This window comes from Pseudooceanicola profundi (assembly GCF_050897955.1).
Taxonomy (GTDB): Bacteria; Pseudomonadota; Alphaproteobacteria; order Rhodobacterales; family Rhodobacteraceae; genus Pseudooceanicola.
On record NZ_JBPAXZ010000001.1, the window covers coordinates 2,664,531 to 2,679,082 of the forward strand.

18 protein-coding genes and 1 tRNA gene are annotated in these 14,552 nt (G+C 62.4%); 10 read left to right on the forward strand and 9 right to left on the reverse strand.

Annotation, left to right across the window (positions count from 1 at the left end; genetic code table 11):
* The 5 genes from ACRARG_RS13535 to ACRARG_RS13555 all read right to left on the reverse strand — a co-directional run bounded on the left by ACRARG_RS13535 (position 1) and on the right by ACRARG_RS13555 (position 5,650).
* The gene (locus tag ACRARG_RS13535) at positions 1–1,938 is read right to left on the reverse strand and encodes a TonB-dependent receptor domain-containing protein (protein ID WP_432690541.1); all 1,938 of its coding nucleotides are present in this window, start codon (positions 1,936–1,938) and stop codon (positions 1–3) included.
* 153 nt (positions 1,939–2,091) lie between these two features.
* The gene (locus ACRARG_RS13540) at positions 2,092–2,844 is read right to left on the reverse strand and encodes an iron ABC transporter ATP-binding protein (protein ID WP_432690542.1); all 753 of its coding nucleotides are present in this window, start codon (positions 2,842–2,844) and stop codon (positions 2,092–2,094) included.
* Positions 2,841–3,806, reverse strand: a complete 966-nt coding sequence (locus tag ACRARG_RS13545) for an iron chelate uptake ABC transporter family permease subunit (protein ID WP_432690543.1) — start codon at positions 3,804–3,806, stop codon at positions 2,841–2,843. The genes ACRARG_RS13540 and ACRARG_RS13545 overlap by 4 nt, the downstream gene beginning before the upstream one ends.
* A complete protein-coding gene (locus tag ACRARG_RS13550; protein ID WP_432690544.1) occupies positions 3,799–4,740 on the reverse strand; it encodes an ABC transporter permease in 942 nt (313 codons plus the stop codon). The genes ACRARG_RS13545 and ACRARG_RS13550 overlap by 8 nt, the downstream gene beginning before the upstream one ends.
* Before the next feature lies 1 nt (position 4,741).
* A complete protein-coding gene (locus tag ACRARG_RS13555; RefSeq protein ID WP_432690545.1) occupies positions 4,742–5,650 on the reverse strand; it encodes a siderophore ABC transporter substrate-binding protein in 909 nt (302 codons plus the stop codon).
* A gap of 125 nt (positions 5,651–5,775) precedes the next feature.
* On the opposite strand from ACRARG_RS13555, the gene ACRARG_RS13560 reads away from it, so the two are divergent.
* Complete coding sequence (locus ACRARG_RS13560) at positions 5,776–6,060, forward strand: DUF2218 domain-containing protein (RefSeq protein ID WP_432690546.1); 285 nt, start codon at positions 5,776–5,778, stop codon at positions 6,058–6,060.
* Positions 6,060–6,215: a hemin uptake protein HemP gene (gene hemP, locus ACRARG_RS13565; protein ID WP_432690547.1), complete on the forward strand. Its 156-nt coding sequence runs from the start codon at positions 6,060–6,062 to the stop codon at positions 6,213–6,215. Before ACRARG_RS13560 ends, hemP begins: the two co-directional genes overlap by 1 nt.
* 122 nt (positions 6,216–6,337) lie before the next feature.
* Here hemP and ACRARG_RS13570 read toward each other — a convergent pair whose 3' ends face one another.
* A complete protein-coding gene (locus tag ACRARG_RS13570; RefSeq protein ID WP_432690548.1) occupies positions 6,338–6,481 on the reverse strand; it encodes a hypothetical protein in 144 nt (47 codons plus the stop codon).
* 90 nt (positions 6,482–6,571) lie between these two features.
* On the opposite strand from ACRARG_RS13570, the gene ACRARG_RS13575 reads away from it, so the two are divergent.
* Positions 6,572–7,045, forward strand: a complete 474-nt coding sequence (locus tag ACRARG_RS13575; protein ID WP_432690549.1) for a hypothetical protein — start codon at positions 6,572–6,574, stop codon at positions 7,043–7,045.
* Between the two features lie 120 nt (positions 7,046–7,165).
* A tRNA-Pro gene (locus tag ACRARG_RS13580) sits at positions 7,166–7,268 on the forward strand.
* A 60-nt stretch (positions 7,269–7,328) separates the two neighbouring features.
* Here ACRARG_RS13580 and ACRARG_RS13585 read toward each other — a convergent pair.
* Entirely contained in the window at positions 7,329–8,288 is a 960-nt protein-coding gene (locus ACRARG_RS13585; RefSeq protein WP_432690550.1) for an IS1595 family transposase, read from the reverse strand.
* Between the two features lie 202 nt (positions 8,289–8,490).
* On the opposite strand from ACRARG_RS13585, the gene ACRARG_RS13590 reads away from it, so the two are divergent.
* From ACRARG_RS13590 to ACRARG_RS13610, 5 genes are read left to right on the forward strand one after another with little or no spacing between them, the layout of a single operon-like run.
* Positions 8,491–9,363: a metal ABC transporter substrate-binding protein gene (locus tag ACRARG_RS13590; protein ID WP_432691368.1), complete on the forward strand. Its 873-nt coding sequence runs from the start codon at positions 8,491–8,493 to the stop codon at positions 9,361–9,363.
* Positions 9,360–10,247, forward strand: coding sequence for a manganese/iron ABC transporter ATP-binding protein (locus tag ACRARG_RS13595; RefSeq protein ID WP_432690551.1), 888 nt, complete (start codon positions 9,360–9,362; stop codon positions 10,245–10,247). The genes ACRARG_RS13590 and ACRARG_RS13595 overlap by 4 nt, the downstream gene beginning before the upstream one ends.
* Positions 10,244–11,098 carry a metal ABC transporter permease gene (locus ACRARG_RS13600; protein WP_432690552.1) on the forward strand — a complete coding sequence of 285 codons (855 nt, stop codon included), beginning with the start codon at positions 10,244–10,246 and terminating at the stop codon, positions 11,096–11,098. Before ACRARG_RS13595 ends, ACRARG_RS13600 begins: the two co-directional genes overlap by 4 nt.
* 14 nt (positions 11,099–11,112) lie before the next feature.
* A complete protein-coding gene (locus ACRARG_RS13605) occupies positions 11,113–11,946 on the forward strand; it encodes a metal ABC transporter permease (protein ID WP_432691369.1) in 834 nt (277 codons plus the stop codon).
* 59 nt (positions 11,947–12,005) lie between these two features.
* A complete protein-coding gene (locus tag ACRARG_RS13610; RefSeq protein WP_432690553.1) occupies positions 12,006–12,785 on the forward strand; it encodes an N-acyl homoserine lactonase family protein in 780 nt (259 codons plus the stop codon).
* On the opposite strand, the gene ACRARG_RS13615 is transcribed toward ACRARG_RS13610, so the two are convergent.
* Together ACRARG_RS13615 and ACRARG_RS13620 are read right to left on the reverse strand one after the other, a co-directional pair.
* Complete coding sequence (locus ACRARG_RS13615; RefSeq protein ID WP_432691370.1) at positions 12,782–13,432, reverse strand: winged helix-turn-helix domain-containing protein; 651 nt, start codon at positions 13,430–13,432, stop codon at positions 12,782–12,784. The two genes, ACRARG_RS13610 and ACRARG_RS13615, sit on opposite strands and share 4 nt — an antisense overlap.
* 79 nt (positions 13,433–13,511) lie before the next feature.
* Positions 13,512–13,745, reverse strand: a complete 234-nt coding sequence (locus tag ACRARG_RS13620; RefSeq protein WP_432690554.1) for a hypothetical protein — start codon at positions 13,743–13,745, stop codon at positions 13,512–13,514.
* A 201-nt stretch (positions 13,746–13,946) separates the two neighbouring features.
* On the opposite strand from ACRARG_RS13620, the gene ACRARG_RS13625 reads away from it, so the two are divergent.
* Positions 13,947–14,444, forward strand: coding sequence for a hypothetical protein (locus ACRARG_RS13625; protein WP_432690555.1), 498 nt, complete (start codon positions 13,947–13,949; stop codon positions 14,442–14,444).
* Positions 14,445–14,552: the final 108 nt, after the last annotated feature.

Here is a 14,552-nt window from a genome sequence, read left to right on the forward strand (position 1 = left end):
TCAGAACCTTGTCGTAAGTGAGACAGCAATCGTCCGGCCCGGTTCGGTCAGAGGAGTGACCCGGGAGAAGTCGATCCCGTCGGCGCTTCGCTTGCTGTAGGTTTCGTCAAAGACATTCCGGACGTCGAGTCGCAATTCCAGATTGTCGAATTGCCGCGGTTTATAGCTGGCAAAGAGGTTCACCACCTCATAGCCGGGCAGCGCGACCGCGCCATCGTTATTGTCGAGCGCGATTTCCGCTGTCCCGCCGAGCGTCAGTCCCGGTGTCACCTCAAACGCGGCGGTCAGGCCGAAGAGATGCCCCATCGGACGGCCCCAGTAATAGGAGGTCGACCCGATCTGCGCCCCGTCGAGCTGAACGTCGGCATAGGTATAATTCGCCTGAATATATCCCGCGCCGGAGGAATACCGGACCGAGGCATCCACACCTTTGGTCGTGATCGTCGGGTAGGACGTGCCGGTCGAGGAATCCGTGCGGTCCGGTGTGAACAGATAGGGCGCGTCCTTGATCTCTGTATAGAACAGGGCCGCACTTGCCGACCACGGCCCGGTATCATAGCGCAGCCCGATCCGGGCGTTATTCGCGCGGGAGGACCGGATATTGGAATAGGCCCAGGGCGCCAGAACCGAAGCACCAGAGCTCGAATTGATCAGCGAGGCCTCGCTCAGCTCATAGCCTCCCCAGACAGAGGCGGCCCCGATATTCAGCGTCAGCCGGTCGGTCAGAACGACATCGGCGGCGAAATTGACGCTGACGCCCCCGTCTTTGAAGGTCTGCCCATCGGGGGTGGAGAACCGTTGCAGATCGGCCCGCAGACCATAGCTCAGCGACACGCGGGACCCGATATCCTGCCGCATCTGGGCAAAGACACCGATATTTTCCAGGGTTTCCTTGGAATCTGTTCCCGCGGTGACAGCGCCCGTCGCCTCTGCCGTATCGCGGAAGAAATCCAGACCGGCGGTCAGGACGCCGCTGCCCAGCATGAAGTCGTTTTTGATCGTACCGCTGAGGCTGGTGTTCAGCCCTTTGGTGACCTGATCGCCGTCCAGTTCCTGCTCGTTATAGGTCAGCTGGACCGTGGGGGCCCAGATGCCGTCGGGCGCCTCGTCCGTGTAGGTAAAGGTATAGGACCGGCGGATCGATTCCGCATAGACCTCGACCACGTCGCCCCCGACATCGGCAAAATCGGGCCGGATGTAGAAATTGACACCGTCCCGGGTTTGCCCGGCACGCGGCCCCGCATCCTTGGTATGATCGGCGGAAAACTCCAGCCGTTTGCCCGTGTCCGTCGTATAGGCGAATTTCGCGACGAGATTGTCCAGATCCGCGCCGGTGCCCAGCAGAACGCTGCCCGCCCCGTCCTCGTAATTGTCCCCGTTAGAGCGGGTCCCGCTCAGCAGATATTCGAACCCGCCCTGCGCCCCGAACAGCGTCAGGCTGCGGCGGAAGGTGTCGCCATTGTCGGCGTAACCCAGCGTGGCGCTGCCGCCGAAGGTTTTGCCCGGCTCCAGCAGGTCGCGCGCATCCTTTGTCTCATAGGCGATGGATCCGGCCAGCGCGCCAGGGCCGCTGTCGGCCGGTGCAAGGCCCGAGGTAACCTCGACCTGTTTCAGCAGGGTCGGATCGATCAGCACATTGCCGGTGTGGTGAAAGGCCGACTTATTCTGCCGCGCCCCGTCAATCGTGACGTTCAGCATGCTTTCTTCAACACCGTGAACAAAGACCTTCTGGGCAATCGGTGCGCCACCAGAGGCCGTGACAGCTGTCTGGCCGTCGAACACATCCGTCATGGTCTGTGGATTGCGATCCTCAAGGTCTTCTTCGGATATCTCGGCATTGCCAAGAAGCCCCTGCGCAGCTTGCGATTCCACGCGGATCGCATCCAGTTCGATGGTGTTTTGCGCCAGAATAGGTGTCATCGGATAGATAACAGCCACACTGGCAAAAAGAGCGAATTTTTTCTGATTGATCATGTCCCGAAACCCAAACTCTGACAATGGCTCGCGGGACGGTCAAAACTTGCCGTCTTGCTGGCTTTGGCTTGCCGATATAATAACCTATTTAAATAGTCAACTAAACCCATCGCCTTGTCATACCAAGACAATTGGCCGCCCCCTGACCTGCTCGACATCGACTTCGGTCGAAAAAACATCACGGATCATCAGCCCGGTCACAATTTCGGCGGGATGGCCCTGCGCCACGACGCGGCCCTCCTTCATCACCACCAGCCTGTCGGCAAACGCGATGGCGTAATTGATGTCGTGCATCACCACGACAATGGCTTTGCCGTCCTTGTCGCTCATCTCGTTCAATATCCGCATGAGATCGCGCGACGCCGCGATATCGAGGTTGTTCAACGGCTCGTCCAGCAACAGAAAAGGCGTTTCCTGGACAAAGGCGGTTGCAGCCAGCGCCCTTTGCTTCTGGCCGCCGGAAACCTCGTCGATAAACCGGCGGCGCAGGTCGGTCAGGCCGAACCTGCCCAGCGCGGCGGCCACCTTCTGGCGGTCTTCGTCGCGGGGGCGGCCGCGATGCCAGGGGTAGCGTCCAAAACCCACCAGATCCTCGATCGTCAGTCGGGCGGTGATGTCAGAGCTCTGCGGCATGATGGCGAGGATACGGGCCAGGTCCCGGTCGGACACCTGCCCGATGAGGTGGCCGCCAATGTCGATCTCTCCCTGTTGCAGAGGCAGCAGGCGCGCGATCAGCGACAGCAGCGTGGATTTTCCCGCGCCATTGGGGCCGATGATCGCCGTCACCCCGCCCTCCGGTATATCGAGATCGACCCCGTTGAGGATGGGGGTCTGCCCGACGCTATAGTGCAGATTGCGGATCCGGATCATGCGAGGCGCCTTTTCAAGAGAATGGCAAGGAAGATAAAGCCGCCGATCAATTCGATCACCACCATGAGCGGCGTATCCAGGGACAGCAGCCGCTCCAGAACAAACTGGCCGCCGCTCAGAACCAGCGCCCCGATGATCGCCGCACAGGGCAAAAGGATCGCGTGCCGGTGGGTCGGCGTCACCATCCGCGCGAAGGCAGCAACGATAATGCCGAAGAAGCTGGACGGCGCGAACCCGCCCGCCGACAACGGGCCCACCAGCGCCGTCGCAACGGCAACCAGGGTGCAAATCGCCAGCATCGCTTGCCTGCGAACACGAGACGGCCGTTCGCCAAGCCCGATCGCCGCATCCTCGCCAAGGGTCAGGACATCCAGCCGGTGCCGCAAGGCCCAGGCTCCGGCCAAGGCGGGCAGAACGGCAAGCCCGGCCAGAAGCAGCATCTGCGGGTCGGCCTGGGTGAACCGGGCAAAGGACATGGACTGCACCATCTGGAATTCGCTGGGGTCGATGATCCTCTGGATGAATTCGGTCATCGACCGGATCAGCAGGCCGATCACGATGCCGGTCAGCACCAGCCGGATCATGTCCTTCTGCGCCATCCGCATCAGGGCCGTGAACAGGCCAAGGCCCAGCCCCGACATCGCAACCACGGTCATAAGAAAAAGACCAAGCGGCGAGAGCGCATTGAACCCGGCCGCGCCCAGAAGCTGGATAAGCAGCGTCACGATCAGCATGTAGAGCGCGTCAAATCCCAGCAGGGACGGGGTCAGGATCCGGTTGGCAGTCAGCGTCTGAAACAGCACGGTTGCTACGGCCAGCGACGCGCCCACGATGATCAGCGCCGCCAGTTTCATCAGCCGGAATGGCAGCAGGAATTCCCACGGCGCCCGCGCCGCCACCACGACAAACAGCAGGCTGACGGTGGCCAGAATCACGGCCAGAAAACCCAGCCGCCTAGCCACGCGCAGGCCGTTGATTGATCATGAACAGAAACACGACCGCTCCGATGACCGACACGGTTGTCGCGACCGGAACCTCGTAAGGGGCCCGCAGCCAGCGACTGAGGATATCGGCCCCCAGCACAAGGATACCGCCCCCCAGGGCAGTCAGCGGCAGCGACCGGCGCAGGTTGTCGCCCGTCAGCCTTGCCGTCAGGTTCGGCACCACCAGACCGACAAACGGGATCGCGCCCACTGTCACCACCACCATGGCCGTGACCGCCGACACGGTCACCAGCGCCAGCCCGGTCACGCGCCGCACATTCAGCCCAAGGGCCAGCGCCGTTGGCCTGCCAAGGCTCAGCAGCGTCAGCTGATCGGCCAGGCCATAGGCCAGGGCCGAGGTGATCCCGACCAGCCAGAGCAGTTCATACCGGCCGCGCAGCACGCCGGAGAATTCTCCGGTCATCCAGGTGCCGAGGAACTGCATCATATCGCCCTGGTAGGCAAAAAACGTGACAACAGCCCCGATCATTCCGCCGTAGACCAGCGCCACAAGCGGCACGAGCAGCGGCTGGGTCGGGGGAAGGGGTCTGATAAGGGCCATCAGCCCGAGACTTCCCGCCATGGCTGCCACGGCTGCTGCCACCATTTTCCAGCCAATTGCGGCGCCCGGCAGAACGGCGGTACACAGCAGCAACCCAAGCGCCGCGCTCTGACCTGCGCCGGCCGTCATCGGTTCGACAAAGCGGTTCCGCGCCAGGTGCTGCATGATATGGCCCGAAACAGCCAGGCCGCCGCCGGACAGAACCGCAGCAAGCGTGCGGGGCAGGCGGCTCTCCCAGAACAACCCGGCATTTTCGCCGCGCCAGATGTCGAAGAGGCCCGTCCCGGTCACGCCAAGCGTCAGGGACAGGAGGCAGAGCAGGGCCAGCCCGGCGACCGCGAGCAGGCGCATCTTAACCAGCCCCGAGCGCTGCCTCGATCTCGTCCAGCGTGCGGTTCATCGACTGCACACCGCCGGGGGCGATATAGAGCTCCGCCGGAGACAGATAGATCATCCGCCCCTCCTGGGCGGCCGCAGTTCCAGCAACCAGCGGTGTGTCGAGCGTTGCCTGCGCCGCGGCGCTGCCATCCCCGATGGCCGCGCCCCGGTCGACCACGATCATCGTATCGGGATTGGTCTGCGCGATATATTCAAAGGATACGGCCTCTCCGTGCCGGTTGTCGCTGATCCCCTCCACGGCAGGGGCAAAGCCAAGCTCTGTATGAAGCCATCCGAATCGGCTCGCCGGTCCGAACACCGACAGTTTCGGTCCGTTGGTCATCAAAATCAGGGCTGTGCCGCCCACGGACTGGACCTGGCTGCGGAGGTCCGCCATCCGCGCATCCAGCGCGTCTGACAGCGCCTGTGCGGCGTCCTCCCGGCCAAGCAGAACCCCATAGGCCGCCAGCCGCGCCTTCCCATCTGCAAAGGCATCCGTGCCAATGCTCATATCAGCCACCGGCGCGATCCGGCTCAGGGCATCCGCCTGCGAGGCCGCCCGCGATCCGACAATGATCAGATCCGGACGCAGGGCCGCGATCGCTTCGAAATCCGGATCGAAGAAGGATCCGACTGGCGCGGCGCCGGTTGCCTCGGGGTCCAGATAGGACACATAGGTCGGCGCGACGCTGCCCGCCGGCGGGTGGCCAAGCGCGGCGAGCGTATCGACAGCCGAAACATCCAGCGCCACGATCTGCTGCGGTTTTTCCGGCAAAGTCATCGGCCCCGTCGCGGTCTGGAACGTGACCGGGTCCGCCGCAGCGGCCAGAGCGCCCAGCATCATGAAAGTGGCGGTGACAAGAGGACGGATAAGGGGGGGCATAGGTATCTCCGGAAACGCCTGGCTTGGGGATTGAATGCGCTGGGCATGTTTTTTGCCTTCTATGGTCTTGGCAAATGGAGGTCAATGAAATACCTTACTAAAAGAATCGAGATAAGGTGAATGTGATGAGAACTGCCACGACCCGGTTTGAGACGGCGAATGCGTCCCGCTATCTTCAGCAACTCTGCAAGCATTTCGCCCATAAGGTTGCTGTTGAATATGACAGCCAGACCGGCAAGGCGCAGCTGCCGCCGGGGCCTGCCAGCCTGGCCGCGGATGCTCAGGGTCTTTCGATAGAAGTCAGCGGTCCGGATGACGACGGTCTGAAAAAGGCGAAGTTCATCATCGAGGATCATCTTCTGCGTTTTGCGCATCGCGAACAGCCTGCGCCTTTGAATTGGTCAGTGTGATGCAGGAACAATCTTTGCGCCCCGCGGCCTCCGACAAACCCCGATATGAGGCACGGCGGCTCACCGGGGATAGCAAAATGGCGGAAATCGACCTGGACGGTCAGGTCTACACGCTTCGTATCACCAAAGCAGGCAAGCTGATCCTCACCAAATAAAACGGGTCCGAGACGACCGCAGCAGGTAAAAAGGCGCCGGAAGGGCGCCTTTTTTTATGGCGATTGTATATTTGACAAACCCGCAGATTGAGCGGGTTACGTGACGGCAAGCGCGATCCGCGTCAGTCGTCTTTCTTCTCGTCCGGCTTCTGCTTCACAAGCTTCTTGAGCCGCTCCTCAAAGCGGTCCTCATCGTCGTCCGTCCCGAGTTCACGAGCGGCTTCTTTGAATTTGTCGAGTTGGGGCTTCTTGCTTTCATTTTCCATTCTCACGGCCTCTCACGCCACACGTCACAAATGGCTTGTCTCACGTCTAAACTCAGCATATGGTGGAATCGGACCTTGGAGGGCCAACCGATGCTGGACTATCACAAACTTCTCATGGATGCCCGTAGCAGGCTTCGCGCGATTGATGCCGAGCGCGACCACCTTCTGGCGCTCGTCAAGCATGCCGAGGCGCTTGCCGCATCTAATGTTGGGGCGGCGCAAGCGAAACCCACAAGGACACTTATCTATGCTGGTGGCGGGGGGGGCGTTAGGTCTAGGCCCGCCCCGACGATGGCCCCAACTCGGATCGCCGCAAGGGAAATACTTGACGAGCTTGGCATGCCGGTGGAAACCCGTGACCTTCTTCCCTTGATCCAGGAGCGGGGTATCGAGGTTGGAGGCAAAGACCCCATAGCCACTCTCTCTGCAAGGCTTTCCAACTCGGAAGAGTTTAAAGTTCGCCGAGGCGTTGGTTGGTGGTTTTCTGATCGCCCCTTCCCCGGTGAGGATTTTGAAGAAGCGGAGGACGATACCTTGGAGGGTGACACCTCCGCTTCTTCTTGAGGAAACAGCTATGGAGGTAAATCCAATGCCGCCGCCTTGAATTGATCGCCTGACCGCCTCACGGCGGAGGGACCATCCCGCTCCTGCCACGCGATATGCTGGCGAGGGGCGGGCCACACTGCGGATGTGGTGGAATAGGTAGACACAGTGGCTTTGGATGCCACCGGGCGAGCCTCCTACAGCTCTGACGCCCGTGCCGGTTCGATCCCGGTCATCCGCACCACCTTCATACAATATAGTGATTCCGCTGGCAATTTTTATATTGCCAGCGGAATCAATCATTTCATGCAGTAGGCGCTGCATATGACAGCCTTTTCCCTGCCATGGCGCGAAGCGCAATCTCGCCACGTTCGGCGTCCTCAACCCCATTTGCCGAGCGGTTATTGTAACGAAACTCAAACTCAGCCGCATAGCGATGCAGGTGTTTCTTGGCGCAGTGTTGATAGACGCCCTTCATGCCGCGCTTGAACACGCTGAAATAACCCTCAATCGTGTTGGTGTGGACGACGCCGCGGCCATACTCGCCCTGACCGTGACGCACAAAGTCATGACCGGCGAAGTCGCGGGAAAGGTTTTTATACTGACCGGCCTCGTCCGTGTAGATCACGGCTTCGGCGGCGATGTTCGCCTTGAGGATCGGCAGAAGCGTGGACTGCTTGAGGTCGTCCACAACGATGCTCTTGGCGTGGCCGGTGTTGCGATCCACCAGCGTCAGCAGCTTGTGCTTGTGCGCGTAGCCACGGCCCTTCTTGGTGTGCTTCGGTTTGATGGTCCGGTCATTGCCGATGAACGTTTCATCAACTTCAACCGTGCCGCCGTTGGAGCCGAAGTCAACGGAACCGTCATTGCGCATTGCCTCACGGATACGGTGAGACATGAACCATGCGGACTTGTGCGTAATCTCAAGGACGCGGTGAAGCTGATGGCTGCTGATGCCCTTCTTGCTGGATACCATCAGGTGGATCGCTTGCAGCCACTTGAACATTTCGATGTGGCTTTCCTCGAAGATCGTGCCTTTGCGAACGGTGAACTGCTTGCGGCACTCACGGCACTTCCACAGGCCGAAGCGCTCTTTGCCTTCCGGGTTCTTCTTACTGGCCTTCGTGCGGACGCCCTCAAGCTTGTAGGCGCTATCGACCACGCCGCAGTGCGGGCAGACCGGGCCGTCCGGCCACAGGATGCTTTCGACGTGCGCAAACGCTGCGGCTTCGTCGTGCATGTAGGCTTTGGACAGAACGGACATGGCGGGCTTCCTTATCTCTATGTGTTAGATATAGGAGTCCCGGTTGGGTTTGTCAAATATACAATCGCCTTTTTTATGCCTGCCGCTTCGGTCCCGGGTGCTCTCAGCCCAAGCGGGCCCGAAGTCCTTGACAGTTGCGAACGATTATCATTTACATGTCAAAAAGGAGTTTCGGATGCTAAGGTTTGCCGCCATCCTCGCGATGGCCACAACCATGCTGGGTACAGGCGTGCAGCACGCCAGCGCTGACCGGCTGAAGGTCGTGACGACGTTCACCGTGCTGGCCGATATGGCGCAGCAGGTGGCGGGCGATGCCGCCGACGTCGTGTCGATCACCAAGCCGGGGGCGGAAATCCACGGCTATGAGCCGACGCCGCGCGACATCCTCGGCGCGCTCGACGCCGATCTGGTGCTGTGGAACGGGCTGAACCTGGAGCTCTGGTTTGAACAGTTCCTGCGCAACCTGAAAAACGTGCCGACGGCGACCCTGTCAGAAGGGATCGAGCCCATCCTGATCACCCGTGGCGGATATGAGGGCAAACCCAATCCGCATGCCTGGATGGGTCTGTACAACGCCCTGATCTACATCGCCAATATCGAAAAGGCCCTGTCCGAACAGGACCCGGCCAACGCCGCCACCTACCGCGCCAATGCCGAAGCCTACGCCCAGACCCTCCGCGACACGCTGGAGCCGCTGCGCGACCGCATCGCCACCATCCCCGAAAGCCAACGCTGGCTGGTCACCTGCGAGGGCGCCTTCAGCTACCTCGCCCGCGATTTCGGTCTGCAGGAACTCTACCTCTGGCCGATGAACGCTGACCAGACCGGCACGCCGCAGCAGGTCCGCGCCGTGATCGACGGGGTCCGGGCGCATCGCGTCCCAGCTGTCTTCTGCGAAAGCACGGTCAATCAGGCCCCCGCCGAACAGGTCGCCCGAGAGACCGGCGCGCGCTATGGCGGTGTGCTTTATGTCGACAGCCTGTCGGAACCGGACGGGCCGGTGCCCAGCTATCTGGACCTGCTCAGAGTGACCGTTCAGACAGTTGCGGACGGGCTGACGGGAGAAACCGAATGAACGCGCAGAACCGCTTCGGGCAGGTGGATGCGAAGGTGCCGGGCATCGTCACCCGAAATCTGACCGTCACCTATCGCAACGGCCACACCGCCCTGCGCAACGCATCTTTTGAGATCCCGCAAGGCACGGTGACGGCCCTCGTCGGCGTCAACGGCGCCGGTAAATCGACCCTGTTCAAGGCGATCATGGGCTTTGTCGCCAGTGCGCAGGGCGAAATCCGCCTGCTTGGCATGACGGTCAGGGAGGCGCTGAGCCGCAACCTCGTCGCCTACGTCCCCCAGTCGGAGGAGGTCGACTGGTCCTTCCCCGTGCTGGTCGAAGACGTGGTGATGATGGGCCGTTACGGCCATATGGGCTTCTTCCGCCGTCCCCGGCAGGCCGACCGCGACGCGGTCGATGCGGCGCTGGCCCGCGTCAATATGCAGGACTACCGCCACCGCCAGATCGGAGAGCTCTCGGGCGGGCAGAAGAAACGCGTCTTCCTCGCCCGGGCGCTGGCGCAGAACGGCAAGGTCATTCTGCTGGACGAGCCCTTCACCGGCGTCGATGTGAAGACCGAAGAGCAGATCATCACCCTCCTGCGCGAGCTGCGGGAGGAGGGGCGGGTCATGCTGGTCTCAACCCATGACCTCGGCTCCGTCCCGGAATTCTGCGACCGCGTGGTGATGGTGAAGGGCACCGTTCTGGGCTATGGCCCGACCGAGACGACTTTTACCCGCGACAACCTCGAAGCGGCCTTTGGCGGTGTCCTGCGCCATTTCACCTTCGCCCGGCACGACCCCGAGGGTGTCGAAGACCCGCATGAGGTCACGATCTATTCCGACGACGAACGCCCGCTCGTGCAGTTCGGCGACCGGACCCAGACGCGGACGCCCGGCGAATGATCCTGCTCGACCCGTTCATCTACGGCTACATGCTCAGCGCCATGCTGGTCGCGGCGCTGGTCGGCGGGGTCTGTGCGTTCCTCTCGGCCTATCTGATGCTCAAGGGCTGGTCGCTGATCGGCGATGCGCTCTCCCATTCCGTCGTGCCCGGCGTGGCGGGGGCCTATATGCTGGGTCTGCCCTTTGCTCTGGGCGCCTTCCTGTCGGGCGGGCTGGCCGCGGCCGCGATGCTGTTTCTGTCGAACCGGTCGGGGCTGAAGACGGATGTCGTCATCGGGCTGATCTTCACGGGGTTCTTCGGCCTCGGCCTCTTCATGATCTCCGTCAACCCGGTGGCGGTGTCGATCCAGACCATAACCATGGGCAATATCCTCGCCATCTCGCCGTCTGACACGCTGCAGCTGGTAATCATCGGGGTCGTGTCGCTCGCCATCCTGCTGGCCAAATGGCGCGATCTTCTGGTCGTCTTCTTTGACGAGACTCATGCCCGCACCATCGGTCTGAACCCGCCGCTGCTGAAGGGCATCTTCTTCGTGCTTCTCTCGGCCTGCATCGTAGCGGCCATGCAGACCGTGGGCGCCTTCCTCGTTATCGCGCTGGTCGTCACCCCCGGCGCCACGGCCTATCTGCTCTGCGACCGCTTCCCGCGGCTGATCCTGACCTCCGTCGCCATCGGCACGCTCACCAGCTTTGTCGGCGCCTATGTCAGTTTCTTCCTCGACGGGGCGACGGGCGGCATCATCGTCTGCCTTCAAACCCTGATCTTCCTCGCCACCTTCATCTGGGCCCCGACCCACGGGATCCTCGCCGCCCGCCGCCGCGCCGCCGCGGCGCTGGAGGGCACGACATGATCGACGATCTGACCCTGCTGCAGACCCTGCTGCTGCCCTTCCAGTTCCCCTTCATGCAGAACGCCTTCCTGATCGCGGCCATCGTCGCCATCCCCACGGCGCTGCTGTCATGCTTCCTCGTCCTCAAGGGCTGGGCGCTGATGGGCGATGCGGTCAGCCATGCGGTGCTGCCGGGCATCGTGCTGGCCTATATCATTGGCGCGCCGCTGATCCTTGGGGCCTTCCTTGCCGGCATGGTGACCTCCCTCGCCACCGGATATCTCAGCGAAAACAGCCGGGTGAAACAGGACACGGTCATGGGCGTGGTCTTTTCCGGAATGTTCGCCCTGGGCATCGTGATCTACGTCTCCATCCCCAGCAACGTGCATCTCGACCATATCCTCTTCGGCAATATGCTGGGCGTCGGCCCGGAGGATTTCTGGACGGCCGGACCCATCGCGATGATCGTGACCGTCGCGCTGGTGGCGAAATGGAAGGACCTGATGCTGCATGCCTTCGATCCGGCACAGGCCCGGGCCTCCGGCCTGCCGGTGGGGCTGCTGCATTACGGCCTGCTGACGATCCTGTCGCTGACCATCGTGGCAACGCTCACGGCCACCGGACTGATCCTGGCCGTCGGCCTGCTGATCGCCCCGGGCGCCGTGGCCTTCCTGCTGGTGCGCAGCTTCGGCGCAATGCTGATCGTGGCGGTGATGACCTGTCTTTTCGCCATGATTTCAGGCGTCTACGCCAGCTTCTGGCTCGACAGTTCCCCGGCGGCGACGATCATCCTGATCCTGACGGCGGTCTTCCTGTTGGCCTTCCTCCTGCGGATCCGCGCGACGCGACGGGCCTCTCAGACCGCCTGAGCCCTTTCGCAACCCCCCTCCCCACGCCATGATGCCGTCATGAGGGAGGGAGGACCCGCATGACCTACGAGATCCACGCGATCCGCTATGGCCAGATGGACCGGATGCGGCGCGACAATTTCCTGCATCTGGATGACCATGACGGGCCCATGCCGCTCGACTTCTTCATCTGGGTGATCACCGGTGACCACGGCACCTTTGTCGTCGATACCGGGTTTGACCAGACCGTGGCGGACCGGCGCAACCGCACCCTGCTGCGGCCCATCCATGCGGCGTTGGAGGCCACCGGCACCGACCCCGCTACGGTCAAAGACGTCATCATCACCCACCTGCACTGGGACCATGCGGGCAATCACGACCTCTTCCCGCAGGCCAGATACCACCTGCAGGAAAAGGAGATGGCCTTCGCCACCGGCCCCTGCATGTGCAACCACACGATGAACCGGCCTTTTGAGGTCGAAGACGTCCAGCACATGGTCAAACGCGTCTTCGAAGGCCGCGTCTGCTTCCATGACGGATCGAAGGAGATCGCGCCGGGCCTCTCCCTCCACTGGGTCGGCGGGCATTCCGGCGGGCTTCAGGTGGTGCGGGTGAAGACGCGGCGCGGCTGGGTCGTCCTCGCCTCCGACGCCACGCATTACTACGAGAATTTCGAGAAAGCCGCACCCTTTCCCATCGTCGCCAATGTCGGCGATGCCGTCCGCGCCTTCCGGACCCTGCGGGAGCTTGCCACCTCGGATGCCCATGTCATCCCCGGCCATGACCCGCTGGTCCTGCAACGCTACCCGTCCTCGGGACTGGGGGAGGGGATCGTCCGCCTCGACGCCGACCCGGTCTAGAGAACCCGGATCACATCCTTGCCCACGGCCAGCATATAGCCGCGCCGGGCGATATTGCGCACCAAGAGCTCACTGACCAGCTGGTTGCCCAGAGTGTCGCGCAGTCGCTTGATCCGCGTCGCGCCCGCCGCCTCTTCGCAATCCGTGACATTGCGGCCAGAGATCATCGCCTCGATCTGCGCGCCCGTCAGCGTCTCGTCATCCATCCGGGCTTCCGCAAGGATCGACAGCGTCTCCATCGCTGCATCGGTCAGCTTGAAGCCGTGGTTGTTGAGATAGACCATCTTCTCCTCCCGGCTGATGACGAGGGAGTTGACCTCGATCCCCGACCGTTCGATCGCGGCCATCCGTCGGTTCAGCGCGGCAAGGATCACAAGCAGCGCCAGCGCGGCGATTAGCAGGGCGGTGGTGAAAACCAGCAGGACAAAGATGACGATCCGGTAGCTCGACAGCGTTTCGGCAAAGGTCGTGCCGGACTGGGCGAGGATCTCCAGCAGCCGCAGTTCCGCATCGCCGGTGAGCGAGTCGTTGGAGACGAAAAGCTGCTCCACCTTCGCATTGAACAGCCCGCCATCGGGCAGGGTGACGAACAGCAGGATGCCACCGATCACGCCCATCAGCCCGATGACCGCGGCGGCGGCGGCCATCACCCGCGTGCCGACCCGCCGCACATCTGCGGCAAATTCCTGAGACCCGGAAGGGCCGTTCAGCGGAGCACTCAAGTGACTACCCTTTGAGAGACACGATCTTCAGCAGCGTCCATCCCTTCTGCGCCAGGATCGCGCGCAGCTCCTGCGCGGCGGCGGCAGGATCGCAGGAGGACACCTGCTGGCTACCGTAATGCAGCCGCAGGGGATTGTCCTGCTTCGCCTTGAACTCGGCGACACAGGCGGCCTGGGCCACGGCGGGGGCGGTCAGCAGCAGGGCCGTGACACCAAGTATGGCAAGCATCTGTCTCATGGGCGGGAATGTGCCCATCCCCCGGCTGTCATTCAATAACCAAAGGGGCTGGGCCGCGATGTTATCCGATAACCCCCGCCTGTTATTGCCCGATTTCTGGGGCAGGGCGCATCTTTTCCTCATGTCGCATCGCTGCACGGGCCGACGCCTTTGGGATGCACCACATACCGCACCGACACCGCGCCGGAAAAGGAGACCCCAATGACCCGCCGCATACTTGCCACCATTCTCGCCGCAGCCGTCGCGGTAACTTCGGTCAACGTCAGCACGGCTCAGGCCGACAACCGAGACATTACCCGCATCATTGTCGGGGCCACGGCGCTGGCAATCATCGGCGGTGCCATCGCCAATGCCAATAATCGGGACAACCACCGGGAACCGGAACGCTACCATCCCCGCCCTGATCCGAACGGGTATCATTGGGGGCGGACCTATCAAAAACCCATCGACCGCCGCACGGAGCGGCCCGGCTATGATCGCCGCAACCCGTCCCATGACCGTGTCCGCGGCACCATCCCCCGCAATTGCCTGCGCAACGTCAGCACCCGCGGCGGATGGACAACCGGTTATGGGCTGCGCTGCGCTCAGGAGAGCGTTCGCGGCACTCTGCCCAGCGATTGTGTGCGTCGCAACACCTCCGCCGGGCCGCGCCTCTTTTACGAACGGACCTGTCTGCGCCGGTATGGTTTCAACGCCTGAACAGGTCCCGAAACGCTCCGGCGGCGACACCCAGTTCGACCGCGCGGAGCGGGGAGGGAGAGGGGCATGGCCTCTTCCTCCCCTTTTTTATGTCGGGGGCACAGTGTA